At 42.9% G+C, this 25663-nt stretch carries 21 protein-coding genes and 1 pseudogene; 12 read left to right on the top strand and 10 right to left on the bottom strand.

Annotated features, from left to right (window positions below; translation table 11 throughout):
* Nucleotides 1-158 precede the first annotated feature (158 nt).
* The 8 genes and pseudogenes from HFD85_RS00205 to HFD85_RS00175 form a co-directional block, all read right to left on the bottom strand.
* Entirely contained in the window at nt 159-1274 is a 1116-nt protein-coding gene (locus tag HFD85_RS00205; RefSeq protein WP_167604593.1) for an Mrp/NBP35 family ATP-binding protein, read from the bottom strand.
* 140 nt (nt 1275-1414) lie between these two features.
* Nucleotides 1415-2473 carry a selenide, water dikinase SelD gene (gene selD / locus HFD85_RS21815; RefSeq protein WP_420844387.1) on the bottom strand — a complete coding sequence of 353 codons (1059 nt, stop codon included), beginning with the start codon at nt 2471-2473 and terminating at the stop codon, nt 1415-1417.
* Nucleotides 2474-2575: 102 nt separating this feature from the next.
* A pseudogene (locus HFD85_RS21810) lies at nt 2576-3556 on the bottom strand (cysteine desulfurase family protein); the annotation flags it as partial.
* Between the two features lie 43 nt (nt 3557-3599).
* Nucleotides 3600-4652: a tRNA 2-selenouridine(34) synthase MnmH gene (mnmH, locus tag HFD85_RS00195; protein ID WP_167604591.1), complete on the bottom strand. Its 1053-nt coding sequence runs from the start codon at nt 4650-4652 to the stop codon at nt 3600-3602.
* A gap of 58 nt (nt 4653-4710) precedes the next feature.
* Entirely contained in the window at nt 4711-5040 is a 330-nt protein-coding gene (locus HFD85_RS00190) for an MGMT family protein (RefSeq protein WP_167604590.1), read from the bottom strand.
* A gap of 96 nt (nt 5041-5136) precedes the next feature.
* Nucleotides 5137-5874: a tRNA (guanosine(46)-N7)-methyltransferase TrmB gene (gene trmB, locus HFD85_RS00185; protein ID WP_167604589.1), complete on the bottom strand. Its 738-nt coding sequence runs from the start codon at nt 5872-5874 to the stop codon at nt 5137-5139.
* 1 nt (nt 5875) lies between these two features.
* Nucleotides 5876-6346 carry a gliding motility lipoprotein GldH gene (locus HFD85_RS00180; RefSeq protein ID WP_167604588.1) on the bottom strand — a complete coding sequence of 157 codons (471 nt, stop codon included), beginning with the start codon at nt 6344-6346 and terminating at the stop codon, nt 5876-5878.
* A gap of 11 nt (nt 6347-6357) precedes the next feature.
* Nucleotides 6358-7551, bottom strand: a complete 1194-nt coding sequence (locus HFD85_RS00175) for a PSP1 domain-containing protein (RefSeq protein ID WP_167604587.1) — start codon at nt 7549-7551, stop codon at nt 6358-6360.
* Between the two features lie 351 nt (nt 7552-7902).
* On the opposite strand from HFD85_RS00175, the gene HFD85_RS00170 reads away from it, so the two are divergent.
* From HFD85_RS00170 to HFD85_RS00160, 3 genes are all read left to right on the top strand, one after another.
* Nucleotides 7903-10146, top strand: coding sequence for a TonB-dependent receptor (locus HFD85_RS00170; protein WP_167604586.1), 2244 nt, complete (start codon nt 7903-7905; stop codon nt 10144-10146).
* A 98-nt stretch (nt 10147-10244) separates the two neighbouring features.
* Nucleotides 10245-11327 carry a DUF4249 domain-containing protein gene (locus HFD85_RS00165; protein WP_167604585.1) on the top strand — a complete coding sequence of 361 codons (1083 nt, stop codon included), beginning with the start codon at nt 10245-10247 and terminating at the stop codon, nt 11325-11327.
* A 217-nt stretch (nt 11328-11544) separates the two neighbouring features.
* Nucleotides 11545-12117 (top strand): hypothetical protein, encoded by a 573-nt coding sequence (locus HFD85_RS00160; RefSeq protein ID WP_167604584.1) that lies wholly within the window; start codon nt 11545-11547, stop codon nt 12115-12117.
* 70 nt (nt 12118-12187) lie between these two features.
* Here the strand turns inward: HFD85_RS00160 and HFD85_RS00155 are convergent, their stop codons facing one another.
* Nucleotides 12188-13312: a DNA polymerase III subunit gene (locus HFD85_RS00155; RefSeq protein ID WP_167604583.1), complete on the bottom strand. Its 1125-nt coding sequence runs from the start codon at nt 13310-13312 to the stop codon at nt 12188-12190.
* 695 nt (nt 13313-14007) lie between these two features.
* On the opposite strand from HFD85_RS00155, the gene HFD85_RS00150 reads away from it, so the two are divergent.
* The 9 genes from HFD85_RS00150 to HFD85_RS00110 all read left to right on the top strand — a co-directional run bounded on the left by HFD85_RS00150 (nt 14008) and on the right by HFD85_RS00110 (nt 22732).
* Nucleotides 14008-15204, top strand: coding sequence for a phosphoglycerate kinase (locus HFD85_RS00150; RefSeq protein WP_167604582.1), 1197 nt, complete (start codon nt 14008-14010; stop codon nt 15202-15204).
* Between the two features lie 778 nt (nt 15205-15982).
* On the top strand, nt 15983-16342 hold the full coding sequence (locus tag HFD85_RS00145; RefSeq protein ID WP_167604581.1) for a DUF6249 domain-containing protein: 360 nt from the start codon (nt 15983-15985) through the stop codon (nt 16340-16342).
* A 6-nt stretch (nt 16343-16348) separates the two neighbouring features.
* Complete coding sequence (locus HFD85_RS00140) at nt 16349-16906, top strand: RNA polymerase sigma factor (protein WP_167604580.1); 558 nt, start codon at nt 16349-16351, stop codon at nt 16904-16906.
* Between the two features lies 1 nt (nt 16907).
* Nucleotides 16908-17231, top strand: a complete 324-nt coding sequence (locus HFD85_RS00135) for a hypothetical protein (RefSeq protein ID WP_167604579.1) — start codon at nt 16908-16910, stop codon at nt 17229-17231.
* A 178-nt stretch (nt 17232-17409) separates the two neighbouring features.
* Complete coding sequence (locus HFD85_RS00130) at nt 17410-17841, top strand: C-GCAxxG-C-C family protein (protein ID WP_167604578.1); 432 nt, start codon at nt 17410-17412, stop codon at nt 17839-17841.
* 50 nt (nt 17842-17891) lie between these two features.
* Nucleotides 17892-18080 carry a YgaP family membrane protein gene (locus tag HFD85_RS00125; RefSeq protein ID WP_167604577.1) on the top strand — a complete coding sequence of 63 codons (189 nt, stop codon included), beginning with the start codon at nt 17892-17894 and terminating at the stop codon, nt 18078-18080.
* Between the two features lie 228 nt (nt 18081-18308).
* Entirely contained in the window at nt 18309-20903 is a 2595-nt protein-coding gene (locus HFD85_RS00120) for a beta-mannosidase (protein ID WP_167604576.1), read from the top strand.
* A gap of 60 nt (nt 20904-20963) precedes the next feature.
* Nucleotides 20964-21488 (top strand): hypothetical protein, encoded by a 525-nt coding sequence (locus HFD85_RS00115; protein ID WP_167604575.1) that lies wholly within the window; start codon nt 20964-20966, stop codon nt 21486-21488.
* An 80-nt stretch (nt 21489-21568) separates the two neighbouring features.
* Nucleotides 21569-22732, top strand: a complete 1164-nt coding sequence (locus HFD85_RS00110; RefSeq protein WP_167604574.1) for a helix-turn-helix domain-containing protein — start codon at nt 21569-21571, stop codon at nt 22730-22732.
* A gap of 6 nt (nt 22733-22738) precedes the next feature.
* Here the strand turns inward: HFD85_RS00110 and HFD85_RS00105 are convergent, their stop codons facing one another.
* Complete coding sequence (locus HFD85_RS00105; RefSeq protein ID WP_167604573.1) at nt 22739-25534, bottom strand: glycoside hydrolase family 2 protein; 2796 nt, start codon at nt 25532-25534, stop codon at nt 22739-22741.
* Nucleotides 25535-25663 lie beyond the last annotated feature (129 nt).

Below are 25663 nucleotides of genomic sequence, written 5' to 3'. Positions count from 1 at the left end.
AATAAACTCGGTTATGCGTAGAATATTGTTGTTCACCACTATTTATTCGCATTACAAACGCTGCAAAAATAAGAAAATTTGATTGCGGCAAAACATCAATCTCCTGTTGAGTTTCAGAATGACCTTAATTTCTCGACCACAAGTAAAATCGGAGGCGATTATTTACGCTCGATTTTTACCTTTTTTGTTGGCGCCATTTGTATGTTTCTGATGTGAACGCGGTGCTTCACATTTTCAGCAATGGTAGCGAAGGCTTGGCCGGTTATAGAGTCCCCATTTTGAGCTACCGGGCTGCCGGAGTCACCGCCTTCGCGAATACTTTGAACGATCGGGATCTCACCAAGGAAATTCAGTCCCAGTTTGTCGGCCAGTTTTTTACCTCCGTCTTTACCAAAAATATAGTACTTGTTCTCGGGTAATTCGGCCGGGGTGAACCATGCCATATTTTCTACCAGACCAAGAATCGGAACATCAATTGATTTACTTTGAAACATGCTGGCACCGCGAACAACGTCGGCCAGGGCGACATCTTGTGGAGTTGTTACAATTACAGCACCCGTTACCGGAACCGACTGTACCAAAGTAAGGTGAATATCGCTGGTACCCGGAGGAAAATCGATCAGCAGGTAGTCCAGATCGCCCCAGTTGCCTTCACTAATCAACTGTTTCAATGCGTTCGAAGCCATCGGGCCACGCCAGATGATGGCACTGTCGGTATCTACAAAAAAGCCAACCGAAAGAAACTTCACGCCATATTTTTCAATCGGGTTGATCATTTCGCGGCCATCAAGTTTTATGCCGGCCGGGCGTTCAGTTTCGGCACCAAACATTTTTGGGATCGACGGGCCAAAAATATCGGCATCGAGCAAACCAACTTTAGCTCCTGTATTGGCAAGTGCAACTGCAAGATTAACTGACACCGTTGATTTACCAACACCGCCTTTACCTGAAGCTACTGCAATAATATTTTTCACCTTCGGAAGAACCGGGCGTTCCATATCGTGGATGTACTTAACCGCGATGTTGTCTTCGATTTCCACTTCTTCGCCCACGTATTTTTTTATGGCCTTTTCACACTCAAGAATCAGTGTTTCGATATTGGGATCGTCGCTTTTCTGAAAAACCAGAGAAAAGCTCACACGCAGACCGGCAATACGGATTTCCTGTGGCATGTCGAGCGAAACAACATCTTCGTCGCTTCCCGGGTATTTCACAGTCCGCAGCGCATCGGTAATATTTTTGGGAACAATTAATTTTCTTGGTATATCAGCCATTTTATTTGAATTTTATTTTACTCACAATCTTAAAAATCGGTGCAAATGTAATAATTGCCTTATAAAACACCGTTCCCAAAGAATTGTTTTTCGAAAATTCTTTTTGATCTTTTGTTCATTTTGAGAGTTGACAAAATCGATTATCTAACAGCAATAACACCTTTCCCTTCAGCAGTAAACTCACCTATAACAAGGGCTTCCTTTATTCCGTTCTCATGCAGATCGACTACCAGTTTATCAGCCTCATCAGCAGGAAGCGCGATGAGTAAACCTCCGGAAGTCTGTGCATCGCAAACCAACAACTGATCTGTTCGGGGCAGTTTGCCGAAATCGACAAAATCGGCGACAAAATCAAGGTTGTTGTACGATCCTCCGGGAATTACACCGGCAACTGCAAGGTTTTTTACTTCAGGTAGAAAAGGAAGTTTTTCGAACCAGATTTCCGCATCGCAGGCCGAGGCTGTCGTCATTTCTTTTAAATGGCCCGCTAAACCAAAGCCGGTAACATCGGTACAGGCATGTACATTGTAATTTCGCATCAGCGTTGCAGCCGTCTTGTTAAGTTGCGTCATCTGACGGGTAACCCGATCGCGCAACCGATCATCCACCATTCCGCGTTTAATAGCCGTTGACAGGATTCCGGTTCCCAGCGGCTTGGTCAAAACCAGTTTATCGCCGGGTTTGGCACCGGCATTTTTAAGTATTTTATCTGGGTGAACTGTTCCTGAAACCACCATTCCGTATTTCGGTTCAGGATCTTCAACCGTGTGACCTCCCAAAATCGGTATTCCGGCTTCAGTGGCTTTGTCCTGTGCACCTTTCAGAATTTGCTCCAGCACATCCATCGGAAGGGTGTCTTCAGGGAACCCAACGATATTCAAGGCAAAAACCGGTTCGGCCCCCATCGCATAAATGTCGCTGAGTGCATTTGCTGCAGCCACTGCTCCAAACTGGTATGGATCGTCGACTACCGGCGTGAAAAAATCGAGCGTTTGCACCAGGGCCAGATCCTCGCGCAGCAGGTAAACCGCTGCATCATCCGAATTTTCGGTTCCAACCAACACCTTCGGATCGATAACCGGAGCCAGATTTTTAAGCACTCTCTCGAGATTCTTTGGTTGAATTTTACAGGCACATCCCAGGCCGTGCGTGTAATGCGTCAGTTTAATTTCTTTCTGAAAAGAAACCTCAGAAGTGATTTGTCCCTCCTCTTTTGGAAGGAGTTGCTTAACCTTAGCGATAATCTCGTCAGCAGCTTTTTTAATGTCCTGCATTGTAGTTCCCCGCCCCGTAGAAAACCGAATAGTGCCCATGGCAAATTCAATTGGAACCTGCATGGCTTCAAGTACTGCCGAAACATCCACACTTTCGGCATGACAGGCAGCCCCTGCAGACGCAGCCACGCCGTCTAAACGATCGATCAAAGTATTCGCCTCCACCTTTGGAAACGAAATGCTTGAAGTGTTTGGCAAGCGTTTTTCAGGATGACCGTTCACTTTAATCGTAGGAATCGCCTCCCGGATTAGTTTTTCGAGGTAATCACGCGTCTTTTTGTAATCGTTCTCGTTTTCCGCCAGATGCTCGTTTGCCAGTTGAGCAGCAGCGCCTAAACCTACAATTTCAAGCACATTCTCGGTTCCTGCCCGCAAATTCTGCTCGTGATCGGCACCATGAATCAGCTTTTCCAACTGAATTCCACGGCGGATATACAATGCACCAATTCCTTTCGGCGCGTATAATTTATGTCCGGCAATACTCAGCAGATCAACACCCAAATTCTCAACATTCACGGGAATTTTGCCCAGCGACTGTGCAGCATCAGAATGGAAATTGATGTTGTGCTCCCGGGCAAATTCTGAAATTTCCTTTATCGGCTGAATGGTGCCCACCTCGTTATTGGCATGCATGATGCTGATCAAAATTGTTTCAGGCCGAATCGCCGCCTTCAGTTCATCCAGCAAAACAATTCCCTGTTCATCCACTGGAATGGTACTGATTTCAAAACCATTTTTTTCGAGATAACGACAGACCTCGAAAACAGCAGGATGCTCGATCGCTGAAGTAATGATGTGATTTCCCCGGTGTTTGTTGGCAAAGGCACACCCTTTTATAGCGTAGTTATTCGATTCGGTTCCTCCGCTGGTAAATACAATTTCCGACGCATCGCATCCGATCAAGGCTGCCAATTGACCGCGTGCTTTTTCAACCGCCAGCTTTGTTTTTACACCGTAACTGTGCACACTCGAAGGATTTCCGAAAAACTCGTCGAGGTAAGGCCGCATTGCATCCGCCACTTCTTTGGCAATGGGCGTAGTTGCGTTATAATCAAGATAAATAGGTTCCAATTTTCAGTAGTTTTTGGTTCGAAAATTCTTTGATAATTGCTGCATTACCCGCCGGTGCATCGTCTTCCAGGTCGAGTATAAAAACAGCTTCCGGATCGCGTTGCGATGTACCGTAATCATACGCTTTATCGTAATAAGTAAGCGTAATATCGGCAACAGTTGCCAACTCTCCATTTTCCAAAGCTTCAATGGCCGCACTCGCTGCCAGTCCACCCAAACGCTTTTTTATGCTGTCAACCTTGAGTCTCAGGGCTTCCTTTTCAAAGCCGCCATATTCTTTTACCAGGCGGTTTATTCTTAGCTTTTTACCAATATTTATTTTGATCAATGGCGCCGATCTTAATTGCTGAAAAAGAGGATCGGGAATGCCACATTTTCCCAGCTGCCTGCTTTCGTCTTCCACCCAAATGGATTTCGAAAAATCAAATTTTCGCCAGGCATCAGCCAGATCGTTTTCGAATTGCTCATTACTCGGTTGCGGATTTTGCCCCAGCGGCCCGAATGCAGAACCACGATGATTCGCGAGTCCCTCGATATTGAGAAACTGTTCGCCCTGCTCTTTCAGCGCCTGAAGAATATCCGTTTTTCCGCTGCCGGTATAACCACCAAGCACCACCATTTTCGCCGGTCGCGAAAACTGTTCACGGATGTACTTCCGGTAAGCTTTGTACCCTCCTTTCAGAACAAAAACCTCCAGTCCGGCCGTTTCGAACAGCCAGGCCATGCTGGCCGAACGCATTCCCCCACGCCAGCAATGAACCATCACTCTTTTGTTTCGTGCTATTTTTTTTGCCTGCCGAACAAAATCCGACATTTTGGGGCCAACAAAATCCAGCCCGAGTAAAACCGCATTTTCTTTACCGCCAACTTTGTATTTAATTCCAACGTCGCGACGCTCATCGTTATTAAAAATAGGAATGTTAACGGCACAGGGAACGTGTGCCAGCTCGTATTCTGCCGGAGACCTGACGTCGATCAGCGGCAGGCTGTCAGTCAGTGGCAACAGTTCTTCGATGGAAAGTATTTTTGGCATAGTTCTGTTTAGCGATCAAAAGTACAAAATCAGTAGAAATTAGTGTCCGATGGGCCACCTAGATCTCAAGTTCTTTCCCGGGATCCCAGAATCTTTCATTAAAATTGAGAATCTGATCGTTTTCGATTTTTAGTCCTTCGGCCTCGAGTAATTCCTGCATGGCGTTTGGGTTATCGAAATGATGTTTTCCGGTGAGCAGCCCGTTTCTGTTAACCACACGATGCGCCGGAACAAATTCAGCATGCGAATGACTGGCATTCATAGCCCAGCCTACCATCCGCGCCGAACCACCAGTTCCGAGGAATTTGGCAATGGCTCCGTAGGAAGTTACCCTGCCGGGAGGAATTTGTTTGACTACTTCGAATACCTGCTGGAAAAAATCACTCATTTTAGATTATTAGATTTGAGTAGTGCGTACTAAGTATTGAGAATGGAAAATAAATTTCGTAGTATGAAAATCTCACTACTCACTACTTTGTACTCCTTACTCTCTCGCAGTTCGTCCAAAACTGCGGTACTCGTCTCTTTCAATTTCAATCGTCGGCTCGTGGTACTCACCATCATGAAGTTTGAAGGCGAGGTATTTTATTTTGATCCCGCGATCGAGCCACTGTTTTTCGTAAAAGGTTCGAATGCGCAGCGTGTCGTCGAGGTGATCCCATTCGTAAACATCATCGGTATCGGCAACAATTTCGAACTTATTTAGCAACACCATCGTTCGTGTGTAGGTGTACTGAAAATTACTGTCGCATTTCAGATGAATCACACCACCCGGCTTCAAAAAATTTCGGTATTTATTTAAGAATGTGGTTGATGTCAATCGTTTCCGGGTCTTTTTCATTTGCGGATCGGGAAAAGTCAGCCAGATCTCCGCAACTTCATCTGCACCAAAAAACTGTTCGATGAGCTCAATGTTGGTGCGCAAAAAAGCCACATTATTTAGTCCGCGCTGCAGTGCCAGCTTGGCGCCTTTCCACAAACGAGCACCTTTAATATCAACACCGATGTAATTGATGTGCGGATTTTTTGTGGCCAGCTCAACGGTGTACTCGCCTTTGCCACATCCCAACTCCAATATCAGCGGATTTTCGTTCTTGAAAAACTCGCCTGACCACTTACCCTTTAAATGAAAATCATCTTTTTCAATGAGATGAAACGGCACCTGGATCACATGATCGAAGCCCTTCATTTCATTGAATTTCTTCAGCTTACCCTTTCCCACTTTACTCTACTTTGTCAATTCTTATCCCAATATCGCTGATTCCTTTCAGGTTTTCTTCGCGCATACCTTGCTGAACGCGGATTTTGTACTCGCCCGACATGGGGAAAAACACGTTTCTGCGAAAAATGGCTTCCCGGGTTTTCAGGCCGCCAATCCCTTTGCCCAGCCAATTCCCCGAAGGATCGGCCAATGCGATTTCGAACTTATCTTCGAGCGTTTTTCCGTCGGGTTGCTCAATAGTAACGAACAACCAGAGGTTGCTATAGCTGTAATTAATGTCGTTTCGAACGTTTATAAATAAATTATGATTATCGGTGGTGTCGCTTACCGGAACGGTGAACACCAGTACCGAATCTTTGTACCAGCTTTTATTTTCGATGGGTTTGTACTGCTCGAATACCAGGTTTTTCTGGCACGACACAGTCAAAACCAAAATGACAGCAAACATCGTTAACTGAAAAATCTTCTTCATTCCCTTCTCAACTATTTATTTCCGGAATTTCGGTTACTGTTGCGCGATCGTTGATTTCGGTTGCCCGAATTACGGTTTTGCGGCTGGTTGCGATTAGGATTTCGTTTTTTGTTTCGGTTTCTTCTATGGTCCTGCTGTTTCGGGCGATCGAAACGCGTGAGGTCTTCCTGTCCAACCACATTGTGAAAAGTATCGAGTTCTTTAACTCCGCCATCGTACTTTTCAATCACCAGTTTTTCGGGCTTTTTCCCTTTCCGGTTCATTCGAATCACCTCTTTCACCCGATTAACATGCACCGGAACAAGGGTGCTCGGCCCGTGTCCGTGTTGCGCATACCAGTAGGTTCCTGTAAAAATATCGGCTTTCAGGTACGAATAACTGGCGTGCTCGGTTTCGAGTGTAATATTGGTTGGCGGAAAATCTTTCTGGGCATCCAGGTAAGCATCCACCTCAAAGTTCAGGCAACATTTTAATTTACCGCATTGGCCGGCCAGTTTTTGCGGATTCAGCGAAATCTCCTGGTAACGTGCCGAACTGGTTGATACTGAAACAAAATTGGCCATCCAGGTAGAGCAACAAAGCTCGCGGCCACAAGGACCTATTCCGCCAATTCTGCCGGCTTCCTGGCGCGCCCCAATCTGTTTCATTTCAACACGGATACGGAAAGTCTCGGCCAGTACTTTTATCAACTGACGGAAATCGACACGCCCGTCGGCGATATAATAGAAAATGGCCTTAGTCTTATCGCCCTGGTATTCTACGTCGCCAATTTTCATGTCCAGTCGCAGGTCTTTTACAATCTGCCGCGATTTGATCATGGTTTGATGTTCGAGCGAAATGGCTTCCTTCCATTTTTCAATGTCCACCTGTTTGGCATGTCGGTAAATTTTCCGGTATTCGCCATTGTTGTTCAGGGTTACCCGATGCCTCTTCATTTGTTCGGTCACCAGCTCGCCCATCAATGAAATCAATCCGATATCATGCCCCGGATTTCCCTCAACAGCCACGAGGTCGCCAACTTTGAGATTCAAATTGTTGACGTTTTCAAAATAATCTTTTCGTGTATTTTTAAAGCGAACTTCAACCAGGTCTTCGTGCGGAATAGCTGATTTAATATCAGATAACCAATCGGTTACCTCCAGCTTGGCACAACAGGTTTTATTCGATCTGCAAATTCCTCTGTCAATGGTATCAACTTCCGGCATAGTTGTTCGAAGTTATTGATTTTGTTCTTTTCAGGGCATCCTGAACTGACAAAAATAATGAATAATAGGAATTTAAAGGGGAAAGTGCCATTTTTTAGACTGAATCTAATAAGAGAGGAAATAAAGTAAGCTCAAACAGATGCGATCCCACTTCATGTTTATTTACATTTCCGTACTTTTTTATTGTTCATAAAAAATGCCATATTTGTTGGGAATAACAAAACCTATGCAATCATAAATTATCAGTCTATTGTTGCATAAATCAATCATTTTTAAAAAAGACCTTAATCACATCTTAGAGGACTAATGATCGTTTTCAAATACATTAAAAAAACCATTTTTTTTCAAATCTTGTTTCTTGGAATTTCAGTTTTAAGCGGTGCCCAAACCGCCACATTATCAGGTTTTGTGGAAGATGGTCAAACAGGCGAGCGTTTACTAAACGCCAGTGTCTATCTTCCTGAAATAAAAAAAGGAGTGGTTGCCAATAACTATGGCTATTATAGTATTACTCAAAAACTAGGGAAAGTTAAACTGATTGTTTCCTACGTAGGTTACCACGATCTGGAATTGGAATTTCTACTCAGTCAGGACACTGTTCTAAACATCCAAATGTATACGGCTAACGAGCTTGAGGAGGTAGTTGTAAAACGCAGATCCCTACAGGAGGAACTGAACAGTACGCAGATGGGACGGATGGAGTTGAATCTATCGGAAATTCAGAATACCCCGGCACTTTTCGGCGAAAAGGATGTGATTAAAACCTTTCAGTTGATGCCAGGTGTAAAAAACACCCGCGAAGGTTTTTCCGGCATGTCGGTGCGCGGAGGAAATCCGGATCAGAACCTGATACTGCTTGACGGGGTACCGGTTTACAATGTATCTCACTTGTTAGGATTGGTATCGGTTTTCAATGACAATGCCATTCAGTCGGCCAATATTATCAAAGGAAGTTTTCCTGCGCGTTATGGTGGGCGACTGTCTTCGGTAATGGAAATCAACCTGCGGGAAGGTAACACCGAAAAACTAAAAGGAGAAGCCGGAATTAGTCTGATTGCGGGAGAATTCGCCCTGGACGGTCCTTTGGACAGTAAAACCACTTTTTGTATTTCAGGCCGAAGAACACTGCTCGATTTCTTTTCGGTGCCCTATCAATGGATAGCTGGCGATGATGTTGGCGCCTACTATTTTGGAGACTTCAATGCCAAAATAAACCGGAAATTTTCGGATAAAAGCCGATTATACCTCAGCTTCTACTATGGAAAGGATAAGGAGTATTCCAAGTCGGAGCCGCAGGACATTGAAATAAACAACAATCCCTACAAACTTAAAACATCCTATGGTTATGATTGGGGCAATTATACGGGATCTCTACGGTGGAATTATATCTTCTCTCCAAAATTATTTAGCAACACCACACTTATTCTTAGCGATTTTTACCTGGGTAATTACGGAGAACGGGAATTTAAATCAACAGGAGCAGGAGACAGATTCGGAGATGAGTTAGAGTATCGTTCGGGAATCAGAGACGTGGGCATAAAAACCGATTTTGACTACTACCTGAATCCAGCCCATAGAATTCGGTTTGGGATGGGCATAACACGCCATTATTTTAGCCCCGGTATTACATCTTTGGTTGATCGGGAGTATGCAGTCGGCACAGGAGGTTCTCAACAAACAGCTATAGCTGATACCGCTGTTGGTCCGTCTGAAACAGCCCTATACGAAACTACGGCATACCTCGAAGATGACTGGCAAGTATTTAGCTTTTTAAAACTCAACCTTGGAGTGCGAATGACGCATATTTCATCGAATCAAATAACGGAAACTTTTATAAGCCCCCGATTGGGAATGAATATCAGGCTAATGGATAGTTGGTCGCTTAAAGCTTCGTATTCTGAAAACAGCCAGTTTTTTCATTTACTTAGTTCTTCGCTCATGGAATTACCAACCGACCTTTGGATTCCTGCCACAGAGAATTTACCTGTGGAAACTGCCAAACAGTGGGCTGCCGGTACGAGTTTCGCGCTCAACAAAGAAATAACCCTAAGTCTGGAGACTTATTTTAAAGAAATGAATAACCTTGTAGAATACCAGGAAGGGTCGAGTCTTTACGGTGCGAAACGAGACTGGGAAGATAAGGTGGAAACAGGAAAAGGATGGGCTTACGGAGGAGAACTTTTTCTGCAGAAAAAAGAAGGAAAAACCACCGGATGGATGGGATATACTCTTTCCTGGGCGAAACGTAAATTCGACAACATAAACAACGGCAATACCTACTATTCAAACTACGACAGGCGACATGAATTTTCCGTGGTGTTGAATCAAAAGTTTAATAAAAAATGGGATGCCGGTCTTAACTGGGTGTACTACACCGGCAATCCCTATTCGTTGCCAACTTACCAGGTTGGGGGTGCCGATTTTTTCGGAGATGGCTATAACTCCGGTTTGGGGTATTACGAATTTTACGACAACAAAAACAATTACCGTATACCGGCCTATCATCGTCTGGACCTGGCTCTGAACTATCACAAAAAGGCGAAAAAGGGCATCCATCATTGGTCCTTTTCCATTTACAATGTTTATTCCCGATAAAACATTATTAACATGGGGTACTTGTATCAAACGATTTACGAAGCCTCTCTTTATCCAATTATCCCCTCAATTGGTTACAAATATCAATTTTAATGAAAATGAGAAAATATATAATCATTATCACGCTGCTACTCACCACTCTTCTTGGCTGTACTGAAATTTTTGACCAGGTAAAGATTGAAAGATCAGACGAACCTTTTCCTGTTCAGGAGGATCAACTTGTTGTGTTTGGCTACGTCTCACCCGATCAGCCAACTCAGATATATGTTGACAGAACGTATCCGCTTTATTCCAGCTTAAGAGATTCCTTTCCATTACCTTCGAATGTTGAACTTGAATTATTGTCAGAAGGGGAAAAGATTGGCTCATTTAAACAGGTAATCAGAAGGTATGATGATGGAGAGATACGCGATCAATACTTCGAGAATACTGAGGCCAACATTACTATCGGTTCGGAATACGAACTAAGAATTATTGCCGAAGGTTATGATGCAACCTTTGGAATATGTAAGGTTCCGGAGAGGGTCAGCATTGACAGCCTGAGCAAAAGGCTAATTACGGAAGGAGAAAAAGAATATTACCTTTTTACCTTGTATTTTACCGATCCTTCGGATACCGAAAACTACTATATGACCGCTCTGCAAAATCATACCTACTATATTGATACCAATCTGAAAGACAGCATCTACTTTGAAAATCCCACGCACTATAAAGACACACTCGACAGGTTTTATATTGATACTTTAAGAGGCGCAAGAAAACAGGTGTTTCCAATCGAAGATCCGGTTTTCGCCTACTTGCCTAATAACCAAAGCTCAATTAAAGAGCCATTTGATATTTCAATTCATAAACCCCGTGTATTTCCCGACAAATTATTCTCTGGAAGACAATATGCTCTTCAATTTAAAATTGAAAGGGAAGACTATACTCCATCTTTGGCCTGGAACCAGTTTCCAAGGTACAGGGGAACGGAATTTATAAAAGTTTACTTACGAAGCATATCCAAAGAGCTATTTGAAAGTTACAAATCAAAATATCAATATGAGATTATAGAAGGGGATATTTATGCCGAACCCATGAAAGTATACAGCAATATGAGCAACGAATTGGGAGTGTTCGGAGCTTTTACGGTAGACTCCGTCACTATTGACGTTTGGGACAATTTGCTTTTTTTTAATTGACTATTATTGGTTAATTCAGCAAATAGCTTTACCACTTTGCGTTCCCGATTTGTGTCGATATCATTTTATACCTCGTTGCCGTCCCAATTTATCGGGATGCTTAACCAAATTCCAAAGAAGGAATAAACCATAAGGTGGCGAAGATTTATACTTATCATAATGGCATAATAATTGCAAAACGATACAACAATTTCAAAAAAATAAAAACCCAATTAACATGAAAAACCTAAAAAATCAGCAATTCTTGATCGTAGGCCTCTTTATTGTCTTATTCTCATCAGTAAATACACTTCAGGCCCAAAATAAAACCTATTTAGGGATTGACTTTGTGAACGAAGTTGCTGATAAAGATCATTTACGTCCAGGCGTTGGACTAAATATCGTAAGAACTGTTGGCAAACATAGTGGAATAGAAGCGGGAGTATATTACAGGACTTACATACAATCGTTGTCTTTTAGCATGGCTGGTCATTACTATGATGTAGATATTCGTGAAAGCCATTTGTCAATCCCGGTACTTTATAAGTTCTCCTCACGAATTGTAAATGTTTCTGCCGGACCAAGTTTTGAGGTTTTTCTCGGATGGAAAGATAAATCATCTCCTGATGAAGTTGAAGTTGACGACTATGACATTGATCCGAGCTATAATCTAGGAGCTATGGTAAAGATGGGAAAAGACATCAAATTATCCGAAAAACTGGTATTTGAACCGGAGCTTCGGTTTAATCCGATTTTTGGTTTAGAGCGGGTTTATATAGGCCTGGGATTGAAGTTGAAACTTGATGTGTAATAAAAAGTTAGTTCAGCCGGGATGTCATCTTTTTGAAAGATGACATCCATATCGCTATAAAATGAAGCTACTATCGTTTTATAAGCCGCACCATCCTTAACGCGGTATCCAAGAACACGATTCGCGGATTGCCATTCATGGTAATGTGTTTGATGCCCAGTTCGAACTCGTTGGCAAAAGGAACAATGTTGCGCTCGTTTATAAAGGGAGCGAACTTTTTACCCCATTCTTTCTCGTCGCGGTTCATGTACACCAGTTCGTTGCGCTTCATGTTCGAGATGAAATATTCGCGCACTAAACGAAGGGCAGCGGCAAAATAAGCCTTTTGCTTATCGCGACCGATCTTGGCCATTTCATCGGCCCAATCGATTAATTCGCGAACCTGCCGGGCGTAAGCAAAACGCATCATTTCCTGGAATTTCTGAAAATAGAACTGCTCATCGTCGCCGGGCGTAATGTATTGCAAAGCCCTGTTGTAACTACCGTTTGCCAGGTGCACCGCGTCGGGAATAATATCCGGATCGATACCTTCGATCTTAGCCAAAGCCGCAGCCAGCGAAGCATTGTCGATAAAGGGGAATTTCACCAATTGGGCGCGCGAACGAATGGTACCGATCACGCCTTCTTCGTTTTCGCTGATCAGCAAAAAAAGCGTTTTCTTTGGTGGTTCCTCAATCATTTTCAGTAGCTTGTTCGAACAGGCAGGATTCATTTTCTCCGGTAACCAGATGATCATCACCTTAAATTCCGATTCGAAAGATTTCAGGTTGAGTTTTCGCAGAATCGATTCGCTTTCGCGCTCGTAGATTTCACCCTGGGCGTTACCGGCATTAATGTGGCTAAGCCATTCACTCAGTTCGAAATAAGGGTTCGTTTTTACCTTTTCGCGCCACAGAGGTAGAAAATCATCACTTACCGGTTTGTTGAACTGTTTAGCATTGAATATCGGGAAAACAAAATGCAAATCGGGGTGTGCCAGTTTTTGGTACTTGTGACACGACGGGCACACGCCGCAAGAATCCTCTTCAGTGCGATTCCGGCACGAAACATATTGGGCATAAGCCAGTGCCATGGCCAGCTTTCCTGTTCCCGGCTGTCCGGCAAACAATTGCGCATGACTGATACGTTGTTCCTGCACCGAGCGAATGAGGCGCTTTTTAATCTCAGCTTGTCCGATTACATCTTTGAAAAACATAAAGCCAAAAATAGCACTTTATGTCGTTTTGGAAGAGTTGTGCTGGAGAAATATGTTTTGTTGAGGGAGATTGGGCACTAGTCATTAGTCATTGGGAAAAAGTTTAGAAAGAAAAAAGCTCCCAGCTTGTGGCTCGTAGTTCACGGCTGTTTTCTACAATTTAACAATTCACTCCTTCAATCCCTCAGTCTTTTGAAACCGGGAGTGATGAATAGGAGCTGGGGAATGGTCATTGGTCGCTAATCACTCGGAGAGATTGCTTCGATCTCCGTCAACCGACGGATCCCTCGCAAAGACGCTGTTTATTAGGGTTCGGCAGCGGACCGTACAGTTTTTTGCCGGAAACCTGATTCTTATGGTCCGCTGACTGGGCTCCTTCCAATTAATTGTCATTACGATCCGATCCGTCAGTTGACGGACGGAGATGTAATCTGTCGTTATGAACCACTGCCATTAAAAACATGGAGGACAAAAAGCTCGCAGCTTATAGCTCATAGCTCGCGACTATTTTCTACAATTTAGCAGTTTAACAATTCACTCCTTCAATCCCTCAGTCCTTCAATCATTCTATCCTTCAGCCCCTGCTTACTTTACCCAAACATTAAATTCATTTGAGCCCGAAATCAGCTCTGTTATGGCGTTGCATTAATTCTTATCTTTGAGTGATTTTCTGATATTCTAAAAAATACAATAAAATGCAAACAATTAGCAGCTACGACTTTAAGGGCAAAAAAGCACTTATTCGTGTTGATTTCAACGTGCCTTTAAACGAAAATTTTGAGATTACCGATGACACCCGTATGCGCGCCGCGCTTCCTACTATCAAAAAAGTGATTGAAGGCGGTGGTTCTCCGATCATCATGTCGCACCTTGGTCGTCCGAAAGGCGGTCCGGAAGATAAATTCTCTTTAAAGCACCTGGTTGGTCACCTTTCAGAATTACTGGGTGGTACAACAGTAAAAATTGCACCGGATTGTATTGGTGCCGAAACAAAAGCAATAGCTGACGCACTTCAACCGGGAGAAGTTCTGGTACTTGAAAACCTGCGTTTCCACAACGAAGAAACTGCCGGTGACGAAGAATTCGCAAGGCAACTGGCCGAAAACGGCGACTGCTGGGTGATGGAAGCTTTTGGTACTGCACACCGTGCTCACGCTTCTACTGCTGTAATGGCTAAATTTTTCCCGAACGACAAATTGTTTGGTTACCTGGTTGACAGCGAAGTTGCCAGCCTCGACAAAGTAGTTGCCGATCCACAGCGTCCGTTAACTGCAATTATGGGTGGTGCTAAAGTTTCTACAAAAATTACAATCATCGAAAACATGTTGTCGAAAGTTGACAACCTGATTATCGGTGGTGGTATGATTTTTACTTTCGTAAAAGCAATGGGTGGTAACATCGGATCGTCGTTGTGCGAAGATGAATACTTAGACCTGGCAAAGAAAATTATCGATCAGGCAAAAGATAAAGGTGTAAACATTGTAATCGCTTCAGACTGTGTTGCTGCAGACAAATTTGCCAACGATGCAAATACTGAAATTTGCTCAGCGGGTAATATTAAAGACGGCTGGATGGGATTGGATGTAGGTCCTGACACCATTGCAACATTCAAAGAAGTTATTGGTAATTCAAAAACTATTCTTTGGAACGGTCCTGCAGGAGTTTTCGAAATGGAAGCTTTCGCTGCCGGTACCAAAGCCATTGGCGATGCTATTGTTGAAGCAACTGAAAAAGGTGCTTTCTCGCTTGTTGGTGGCGGCGACTCGGTTGCAGCTGTTAACAAATTTGGAATTGCCGACGGTGTTTCATACATCTCGACTGCCGGTGGTGCATTGCTCGAATACCTCGAAGGAAAAGTTCTTCCGGGAATTGCTGCCGTTCGTGGCGAATAAGCACTGCAAAGCCGCTTAAAAGCGATCAACCGAAATAGTTATAGATACAGCCCGGTTTGTCCGTCTTCTGACGGATAGATCGGGTTTATTTTTGCCGGATCCTTAATATTGGATGCTGGATCCTCGATTCTGGATACTTGAAGCTTACGACTTGTGGCTTCTTTAAATCTAGAATTTCCAATATTCAATGCTAAATTTCCAACGGTAAGGAACGTTGAATATCGATTATTCGTCATTCAATATTGGCTATTTTATACTCGATGCTTGATATTCGTTTCTTGATACTCGCGTCTCACAGCTCGCAGCTCGTAGCTCACTACTTAAAGCTTGTGGCTTGAAGCTTAAAACTTGATGTAGAATTTCCAATATTCAATGTTAAATTTCCAACGGTAAGAAATTGTTGAATATCGATTATTGGTCATTCAATACTGGATATTTATTACTTGATGCTTGATATTCGTTTCTTGATACTCGCAGCTCGTAGCTCACTACTTGTAGCTTGTGGCTTTCAGCTAAAAACTTGATGTAGAATTTCCAATATTCAATGTTAAATTTCCAAAGGTAAGGAACGTTGAATATCGATTATTGGTCATTCAATACTGGATATTATAATACTCGATGCTGATATTCGTTTCTTGATAATCGTGTCTCGCAGCTCGTAGCTCGTAGCTCACTACTTAAAGCTTGTGGCTTGAAGCTTAAAACTTGCAGCTAAAAAAAATTGTAACCTTTTTCCAGGCTAAGCTATCAAAGGAGAAATTTTAAAAAATAAATGAATATGGAAGATGTAATGTTGGCGATTGTATGGACGGCATTTTTTGCCGCTATCTTTTTAGGTTGGTACTTTTACATAAAAGCAAGAAACAAGGAACGAATGGCCTTGATTGAACGCGACAAGGATGTTTCTGAAATTTATGCACGGCCGAAACGCGAAATCCGTTTTTATTTCCCCTGGTTAAAACTGGGAATTATTTTTACCGGATTTTCATTTGGCTGGCTCGTTGCCTTTGGTGCAGTTGAGTTTGGTATAGATAAACGCGAAATCCAGGAAGAGCCCTTAATTTTTGGGGTTATTTTTCTTTTTACCGCCATTTCAATAATTGTAGCTTATTTTGTAGACCGGCCAAAAAACAAATAACAATTAATGGACGACCTTTATATAAAAAAGGTAATAGACGGTGATACTGAGGCTTTCAGGTACTTTGTCAGTCAGTATAAAGACATGGCATTTACCTTGTCGATGTCGGTGGTGAAGAACGAGTTTCTGGCCACCGACGTTGTGCAGGAGGCTTTTATGAAGGCTTTTCAAAACCTCAAAAAATTTAAAGGGAATTCGAAATTCAGTACCTGGTTTTATCGCATTGTTGTGAATGAATCAATCAAGGTGATCCGCAAAAAAGGGGAGCAAAACGTAGATTTGAACAGTTCACACAACCTTCACCCGGTTAGTGATACTTCGGTGATCGATCAGCTGAAAGAGGATGAACGGGAATTTTACATCAACGAGATCCTAAACAGGCTGCCGGCTACCGAATCGCTCGTTCTTCGGTTGTTTTACCTGAATGAGAATAATATTGCTGAAATTTGTGAAATAACCGGATGGTCGGAATCGAAGGTGAAAGTAACGCTGCACCGGGCTCGAAAAAACATGGAAAAGCTCTTCACCAAATATTTGAAAGGCGAAGCAAAAACTCTGATTTAAAATGGAAGAAAGAGAATTAAAAGACTGGATGCAACATTCGAAGCTGGAAATCAAACTTCCGGATTTTGAAGACAATGTAATGGATGCAATTCGAGAAAAGCAAGCCAGCGAAAAATCGGTTTGGAAAAACATTCGCTGGTCGTGGTTCTTTTTCCTGGTTGGGCTAGCACTTGGGCTGATCGCCACAACATTGTTCGCCTCCTTCGATTTTGGATTTGCTGGCATCAGCAATTCAAAACTAGTACTGCTGGCCTTCGAAGTTGTAGTCATTTTTATCCTGGCCACTCAATTCGACAAATTGATTCGGGTTACCTTTAGAAAATAAAATACAATGTTCAAGCAAAAAGCCCGGTTTACCTATCAGAAGATGGATAAATCGGGTTTGCTTTTTCTTGATTCTTAATCTTACTTCTGGTGGCTCGAAGCTCACAGCTATTTAATGCCTAATTTTTCAATTTAACAGTTCATCAATTTCTTATAATCTTACTACCTTTAAAGGAAAAATGAACAGCAAGAGCCATTTGGTCGACAATCTTTTCCCAACTCAGTTCAACTGCGCACAAACGGTATTTAGCCTGCATGCTGACGAGCTTGGGATCGATGAAAAAACAGCCCTTCGCATTGCCAGCGGTTTTGGTGGTGGAATGGCTTGTGCCGAAACCTGCGGAGCAGTTACCGGAGCATATATGGTAATTGGAATGAAACACGGTCATTACATTGGCGATGCGGAAGCCAAAGCTCATACTAAGCAAAAGATTCAACTGTTTAACGAAAAGTTTAAAGCCGTTCACGGCTCGCTGATTTGCAAAGAACTTACCGGTTACGATATCTCAACACCCGAAGGATCGGAAGCAGCCACAGAAGCCGAAGCTTTTACGCAAAAATGTCCGGGTTTCATAAAATCTGCCTGCGATATCCTGGCCGGTGAAATCTAAACTGAACCAGTTTAAATTATTTGATTGTAAACTCATTAAAACTTATAAATATGAAATACAATGTTGGTCCGGTCGACCGTTTACTTCGGATTATAGTAGGATTGCTAATTGCCATAGCCGGCGTAATTTTCGACAGTTGGTGGGGATTGATCGGGATTGTTCCGCTTGCAACAGGGTTGTTTAAATTTTGTCCGCTCTATATTCCCTTTAAAATTTCGACCCTCAAAAAGGACAATTAGGAAGCTGATCAGAATCACTTTGAATGCCACTGTTTTAGTTCAGCTGGCATTTTTTATTTTATGATATTTATCGTGTTTTTTAGGTAAATCCTTTCGATTTTATCAACTTTAACCGCGCTTAAATCATACGATATATGAGAAGAGCATGAATAGCGTTCAATTACCTGAATTCGTAACATACGCGATACGAATTCAGTATGAAATCATGCAAGGACCAATTTAAATCACATGAAGTCGATATTGAGAACTACAACTTTGGCGGCAATCGGACTACTTCTTATTACTGCCTGCAAACAAAACCCCAAGGATCCGCAGTTGATGATTAGCAAAGAAATAAATGAGAACTGGACATTTAGCCAGGCTGACAAGGACGAATGGTTACCGGCCAAAGTACCCGGAACCGTTCACACCGACCTGCTGGATAACGGCAAAATAGAGGATCCATTTTACCGGTTAAATGAGCTTGATCAGCAATGGATTGACAAAGTAGACTGGGACTACAAAACTACTTTTGTAGTAGACAAAACGTTCCTGAACCGCGATCGGGTGGTACTCGATTTTAAAGGGCTAGATACCTATGCCGATGTGTTTGTTAACGGCAAGCAGGTGCTCTCGGCCGATAACATGTTTCGCGAATGGCAGGCTGATGTAAAAGAATACCTGAATGAAGGAGAAAATGAACTTCATATACATTTTCGCTCGCCAATAAATGAAGGACTGAAAAAATACGATGCCAATGGCTTTGTATATCCCGGGGCCGGAAACGACCAGGCCGAACGGGGCCAGGTTGAAGGCAATAAAAAAGTTAGCATTTACACCCGGAAGGCCGGTTATCATTATGGTTGGGATTGGGGCCCGCGACTGGTAACCAGCGGAATCTGGAAACCGGTTTACCTGAAAGCCTGGGATGATGCAAAAATTGAGAGTCTGCAAATTGTTCAGCATGAAGTATCAGATGATAAAGCAACATTTACCGCGGTATTTGAAGTTGATGCCGTAAAAAAAGCAAAGGCGACCGTCTCGATCAGCAACGATGGCCAAACACTCGCTTCCGGCGCAATAAATCTTACTCCCGGAGTAAGCAAGTATTCGGTTAATTTCGAAATTGCAAATCCGCAGCTTTGGTGGTCGAATGGTTTGGGAGAAGCTCACCTGTACAATCTAACGGGAACTTTGGAAGTTCGCGGCAGAACTGTTACCGAAGATACCCGCATTGGAATTCGCACCCTGGAACTGGTGCGTGAAAAAGACGATGACGGAACGTCCTTCTATTTCAAACTGAACGGGCATCCGGTATTTATGAAGGGCGCCAACTACATCCCCAATGATATGTTTCTTCCTCGTGTGACCGATGAAAACTACCGCAAAGTGATAGAAACTGCTAAAATTTCGAACAACAACATGTTGCGTGTCTGGGGTGGTGGTATTTACGAAAATGATATTTTTTACGACCTCTGCGACGAGAACGGAATACTGGTGTGGCAGGATTTTATGTTTGCCTGTGCCATGTTCCCCAACGATGCCGAGTTTCTGGATAACATTAAACACGAAGCCATCGATAATGTAAAACGCCTGCGCAACCATCCGTCAATTGCATTGTGGTGTGGTAACAACGAAATTCTTACTGCCTGGAATACCTGGGGCTGGAAACGAGATGCCGAAAAAGAGGGAGCAGATGTTCCTGAGAAAGTTTGGCAGGCTTATGTCGATATTTTCCACAAAACACTGCCCGAGGTAGTTGAAGAACTCGATCCGTCGCGCAGTTACTGGGGCTCAAGCCCATCGTCGGGACTTGGCGTACAGGCCGACCTGGTGAATGGCGACGAACATTACTGGGGCGTTTGGTGGGGAAAAGAGCCGTTCAGCACATACGCAACTCACCTGGCGCGTTTTATGAGCGAATATGGCTTCCAGAGTTTCCCCGAAATTGCAAGCGTGCGCAAATATGCCGAGCCTGAAGATTACGACATTTACTCGGAAGTAATGAAATCGCACCAGCGCTCATCCATCGGAAATGAGACCATTGAATATTACTTGTTGAAAGAATACAAACACCCGAAAGATTTTGAATCCTTCCTGTATGTGAACCACGTACTTCAGGCCGACGGAATTAAATTCGGACTGGAAGGTCACCGCCGGGCCATGCCATACTGCATGGGTAGTTTGTACTGGCAGATTAACGATGTTTGGCCGGTGGCTTCATGGAGCTCGACCGATTATTTCCAGAAATGGAAAGCCTTGCAATACTATGTGAAAAAGGGGTTTAGTCCGGTTTTAGTGAGTCCCTACGAAGACGATCTGAAACTGAAAGTAGGTATTGTGAACGACCGGTTGGAGCCGGTAAATGCGGAGCTTCGCATTCAACTGGTAGATTTTGACGGAAAAGTGATCTGGGAAGAAGCTTCGCTGGTGGAAATTCCGGCCAACTCGAGCGATGATTATTATGAAGTGAACAAGTGGGAATTCCGTTACAAATACCGTCGGGAAATTAACGATGTTGTTTTGAAAACCGAGCTCGTGGAGAACGGCAAAGTAATTTCGAACAACTACTACTATTTCCTTCCGTTTAAAGATTTAAAAATCAAAGCGCCTACTTTAGAACACAGCATTGCTAAAAGCGACAATGGTTTCGACATAACGCTGAATACCGACAAACTGGCTAAAAACGTGTACCTGCAAATTGGCGACGAAGACGGATTTTTCTCGGATAATTATTTCGATCTGTTACCGAATGAAAAGGTAACAGTCAATCTGAAAACCGATATTTCAGAAGAAAAATTGAATGAAGTGCTGACACTACGAACATTGGACGATGCATTTTAAACAATAACGAAGAATGGCATCTCAATAGGGTGCCTTTCTTTTTTAAACCAAGTGATTGATATGCGATTGCTACTGATTCTATTAACGGGACTAATCTTGCTCTTTGGAGGGAAACCTGCGAAAAACACCGGCGTGTACCTCGAAAAAGGTTCGCAACTTATCGCATACCAGATTACCGGAGAAAAAGGAAAAGTAAGTTTCACCCACCTCGATGCCGGCAGTTACAGGATATCCTTGCTTTTCCCGCAACAAGAAGGTAAATACATGGATAGCAAACCCAAACACCGTACAATGAGCAAGGCCAGCTACAATGCCAAAAAGAAAACGTATTACTACCAGGGCAATGAAGGATTCTTTGCTATAAAATTCGGTGGAATGTCAAAAATAAAAAGCGAGAATTTTAAAGCGGTTTTTAAAGAAGAAAAGGATGAAAACGACACCTACAAGATCATCGTTCAGTTTGGAGCCCATGGCAACAATGCCTCAATCGATATTGCCGTTGAAGCGCTGACTGCTTCACAGTACAAGAAAGCTACCGATAAAGCCAGCGATATTTCTACTTTATCCATTCCGAACATACGTTAAGAAATAGCTCGAATACCTCCTAAAAAGGAAATCTGCACAAGTAAATTTTGTAATTTTAGGACCGCTAACGATTTTGTAACATGGTAAAATCAATATCCTTATTGTTGCCTATTTACGTTACTTTGATGTGGGCCCTGGTATTTCTGTTAAAAAGAAATTCGCCTGTACGTGCCAACAAAGTTTTGGGGCTTTTCATGCTTGCGGCCACTTTACTGTATTGCTCACATGCGGTGTTTTTCCATCAGTTTTACCACCTTTATTCTTTTATCGACAGTCTGTATTTGCTTACCTTGCTTTCATTATATCCTCTTTTCTATGGTTACATTTTAGTACTGTCGACTCATGAATTAAACCTGAAGAGATTTAGGCTTAATTTTCTGCCAGCCTTTATATTAGCCTTATCATCACTTATTCTGACTTTGGTACTCAGCCCCGAAGAACGGGTGATGTATGTTAAGGAAGTACTGATATCCAGAAATCTAAAAGAACTTAATCTTTTTTCAATCACCGGTATAAAAGGCATGGTTTTTCTGATTGCAAGAATCGCGTTCATTATTCAATCCATAGTTTATCTGCTAATCGGTATTCGCCTGGCCAACAGGTATAATGTGTGGCTCCATGAATATTTCTCGAATACCGAAGGAAGAAGAATGAAATGGGTTCGCGATATCAGTATAATTATTCTTGTTGTTTCAATTGCAGGCATTGTCTTTTCGTTGATTGGCCGCAGTTATTTTGCACACAAACCGGTTAGTTTGCTTATTCCTTCTTTTTTGTTCAGTACAATTTATTTTATTATCGGATTTAACGCTAATCAGCAAGAGGTGCTTACCGAAAATCTGGTTGAATTTAACACGGAAAACGAACCAAAAGAACCTGTTCACGGACAGGTATCAATTTTAAAAGAGAAACTGCTCGAACTTTTTGAAAACGAAAAAATTTATACACAAACTGATTTAAGAATCACAACCCTTTGTGAGGTATTGCAAACAAACAGAACCTATCTTTCAAGACTGATTAATGTTGAATTTGGAATGAATTTCAACGAATTTGTAAATCATTATCGCGTGCGCGAAGCCGAAAAGCTCTTAAGTTCTGATGAGCATAAATCTTATACGCTGGAGTACATTGCGGAAGAAGCCGGATTTGGAACCAGCAATTCTTTTTCCAGGGCTTTTAAAGAATTCAATGGAATAACTCCCGGCCAGTATCGCAAAGACGACTCTCAACAGAAATCTTCCTAAATCAGGCTATTTTTTTTTGATCACAATACTAACATCCATAGGATACCTGCCTGAATCGGCGCCATAAACCGAAAGTCCGCCACGGTTCTTCGTCTGTTCATCAACATGCATTTGAAGAACAAGCTGCCCGGCTTCCAGCACTGCATTCTTTAACGCCTCATCGAATTTTTCTACCACGAGGTAACCATATGATCCGGCTTCGTCAAGCAGCCACGGCTTGCTGTGGTCGTCGCTTCCCCACTCCGAGCCGGGTTCCTGGTTCATCCACGAGAGAATGCCACGATGGTCGGCAGGATCATCGGAAAGTTCCACTTCGCCTATTTTATTTTCGTTGGCCGTAATTTTTACCAGCGAACCATGTAATTTCTGATCGGTTTGCGGATAGCTGTTCTGACCGTATCCCGGTATTTTGCCTTTCTCCGAAACGATTTCCATCCCAATGCGCTCGGCCTCTCCATCTTCCAGGTATTTTTCCTGTGGATACCTCGATGCCAGTTCAGCCCTGAATTCGATCGACTCCACATTTTCAGTTGAAAGTCCTTCAGGCAAATCGAAAGTATATTCAAAGAAACCCGATCCCATTCCCCACACTTTTCGATCGTTTTGCCGCGCGAGGTATTTTATCGACCACGAAGCATCGCTAAATTCTGTTGGCGATTTAGTCAGTACCAGAATGTCATCCGGCCGGCTTCCTTCCACTTTGAAAGGCACAAAATTGCGTTGCAACACCATTCCATTACCATCTACAAGTTCAGTAGCGAGGATACCAGTAAGAGCCATGTCCGGAAGATTGATGGTTATCGGATTTTGTTCAACAAATTCAAATGCTCTCGCCTTTGCTTCCTGTTCACCCGAACTTATTTCCTGCTTATCTCCTAATGCATCCCAACCATAAACAGTATACCTTATCTTTAAATTCTGAGGGGTTTCGCTACTCACCGCACTGATACCAATTGGTATTTCCACCGGGCTGCCTCCTTTATAAGTTTGAAAGAAATCCTTTCCGGCAACTACATAAAGATCAGCATGAAAATCCTTCATTGTCATTCCCGGACACAACTCATCGAGCCCAAATTCCTTTTTGCTGCGATCGAAACGGTAGTAGCCGTTCCATTCATTAATTACATCGTGAAACTCGGTAAAAAGAAAGCCTGCAATTTTCGGGCGCTTTCTGAATTCATTCATCATAATATGATATTCCCAGGTAATGTCAATGTCGCCCGTACTTCCGTTGTAGCCCCACACTGCACCACATTCGGAATTAAACATGGGCTGATTGCCCTGAACATTGTTGCCTATAAAATTAAAACCTGAGCCCGGGTAAGTATTCTCGCAAACCATATCGAGAAAACCGGCCCAATGGCGCGCCGGAGAATAGCGGTGCCAAGTATTGATATCGGTAATTACGTGATCCCAGTTACAGGGTGAATTGTCTTCGACCAAACGGGTTTGATCAAAGTCCTTTGCTTTGTGGTACCAGCTTCGCACCCAATCCTGTGTTTCGGGAGCATAAACACGCTGGCCCTCTTCATTCCTGCTAAAAAGGCCCCATGTTTCGTTGAAAAGCACCCACGAAAAAATGGAAGGCGAGTTGTAATCGCGGGCCATTTCAGCTGTGGCTACCTGTTCCCAGTTAGCTTTTGCGGTACTGTCGGGTTCGCCCCAAAAATTCGGAATATCCTCCTGAACCAACAATCCAAGCTTGTCGGCCCAGTATAGTTTTCGCGGCAGTTCTGCTTTAATATGAATACGGATTCCGTTTAATCCCAGGTCTTTCGCACGCTGGATTTCTTCCTTCATAAACTCATCGGAAGGGAACGTATAAAAACCTTCAGGATGATAACTCTGATCGAGTGTAAGCCGCAAATAAAGCGGTTTATTATTCAGCGCAACATACTGAAAATCTTTCCCGGGAACATTTACAGCCGATATTTTTCGCATACCAAAATACGTTGCGATATCATCGCTCCAGTGATTCCCATTTAACCAAACTTTCACATTGTACAAATACGGATTATCGAGATCCCACAAGCGCATATTTTTTATCGGAATGGTAAACTCCTGTGATTTGGTTCCTGCTTGTAAGGCGGCTCTGAAATTAAGTCCGGATCCGGCTAACAAAAACTCAGCATTTTCCTTCAATTCATGATTCAAAACCAGTTTTACGCCCACTTCCTCTTTATCAATATCGGGAGTGAAAAATATTCCGGTGATATGATTCTCCGGGCGTGCTTCCAGGTAAACCGTTTGCCAGATACCTTTGGCGTTTCCATAATACTGCTTGCCGGAAGGACGGTTATCCAACTCCTCATCCTCAACCCGAACTACCAGCTCATTCTCACCTTCCTGTAAATACTTTGTGATGTTAAAATCGAAAGGCGTATAACCACCATTATGGTCGCCAACTTTTTGCCCGTTTATCCACACAGAAGTAGTAAAATCGCTGGCACAAAAATTCAGGTAAACCTGTTTCCCTTGCCAGTCTTCAGGTTTCTCAAGCTTAAAAGTTCTGGAGTACCAGGCATAATTCACCTTTGGCAGACGAACTCCACTTGCCGGACTTGCCCATGAAAAAGGCACCAGAATTTCATCGGTGAAGTTTTCAGGAGCGATCTGCCAGTTTTCTTTCAAACCTATATTGGCAGAATCGGGCCTGAATTTCCAGTTACCATTCAAATTCTGCCACAAACTGCGCTCGAAATTAGGCCGTGGATGTTCCGGTAAAGGAATCGAATCTTTTTCTTTTTTGCTGCAAGAGAATAAAACAACAAGTACTAAAAGGAGTAAAATATGAATTCTCATGGCATTCAGTTTAATTATTTGCAGGTAGTGTAAATTTAGTGAATTTCAAGAACAATTATGATCATTACTTCTCATACAATTACAGAAATTTTGGCGTACATCTTTTACAAAAAAATAAACCGAGTTGAC

It is taken from the genome of Maribellus sediminis, from assembly GCF_011799805.1.
GTDB classification, from domain to species: Bacteria; Bacteroidota; Bacteroidia; order Bacteroidales; family Prolixibacteraceae; genus Draconibacterium; species Draconibacterium sediminis_A.
This window is presented reverse-complemented; position numbering and strand designations above follow the sequence as displayed.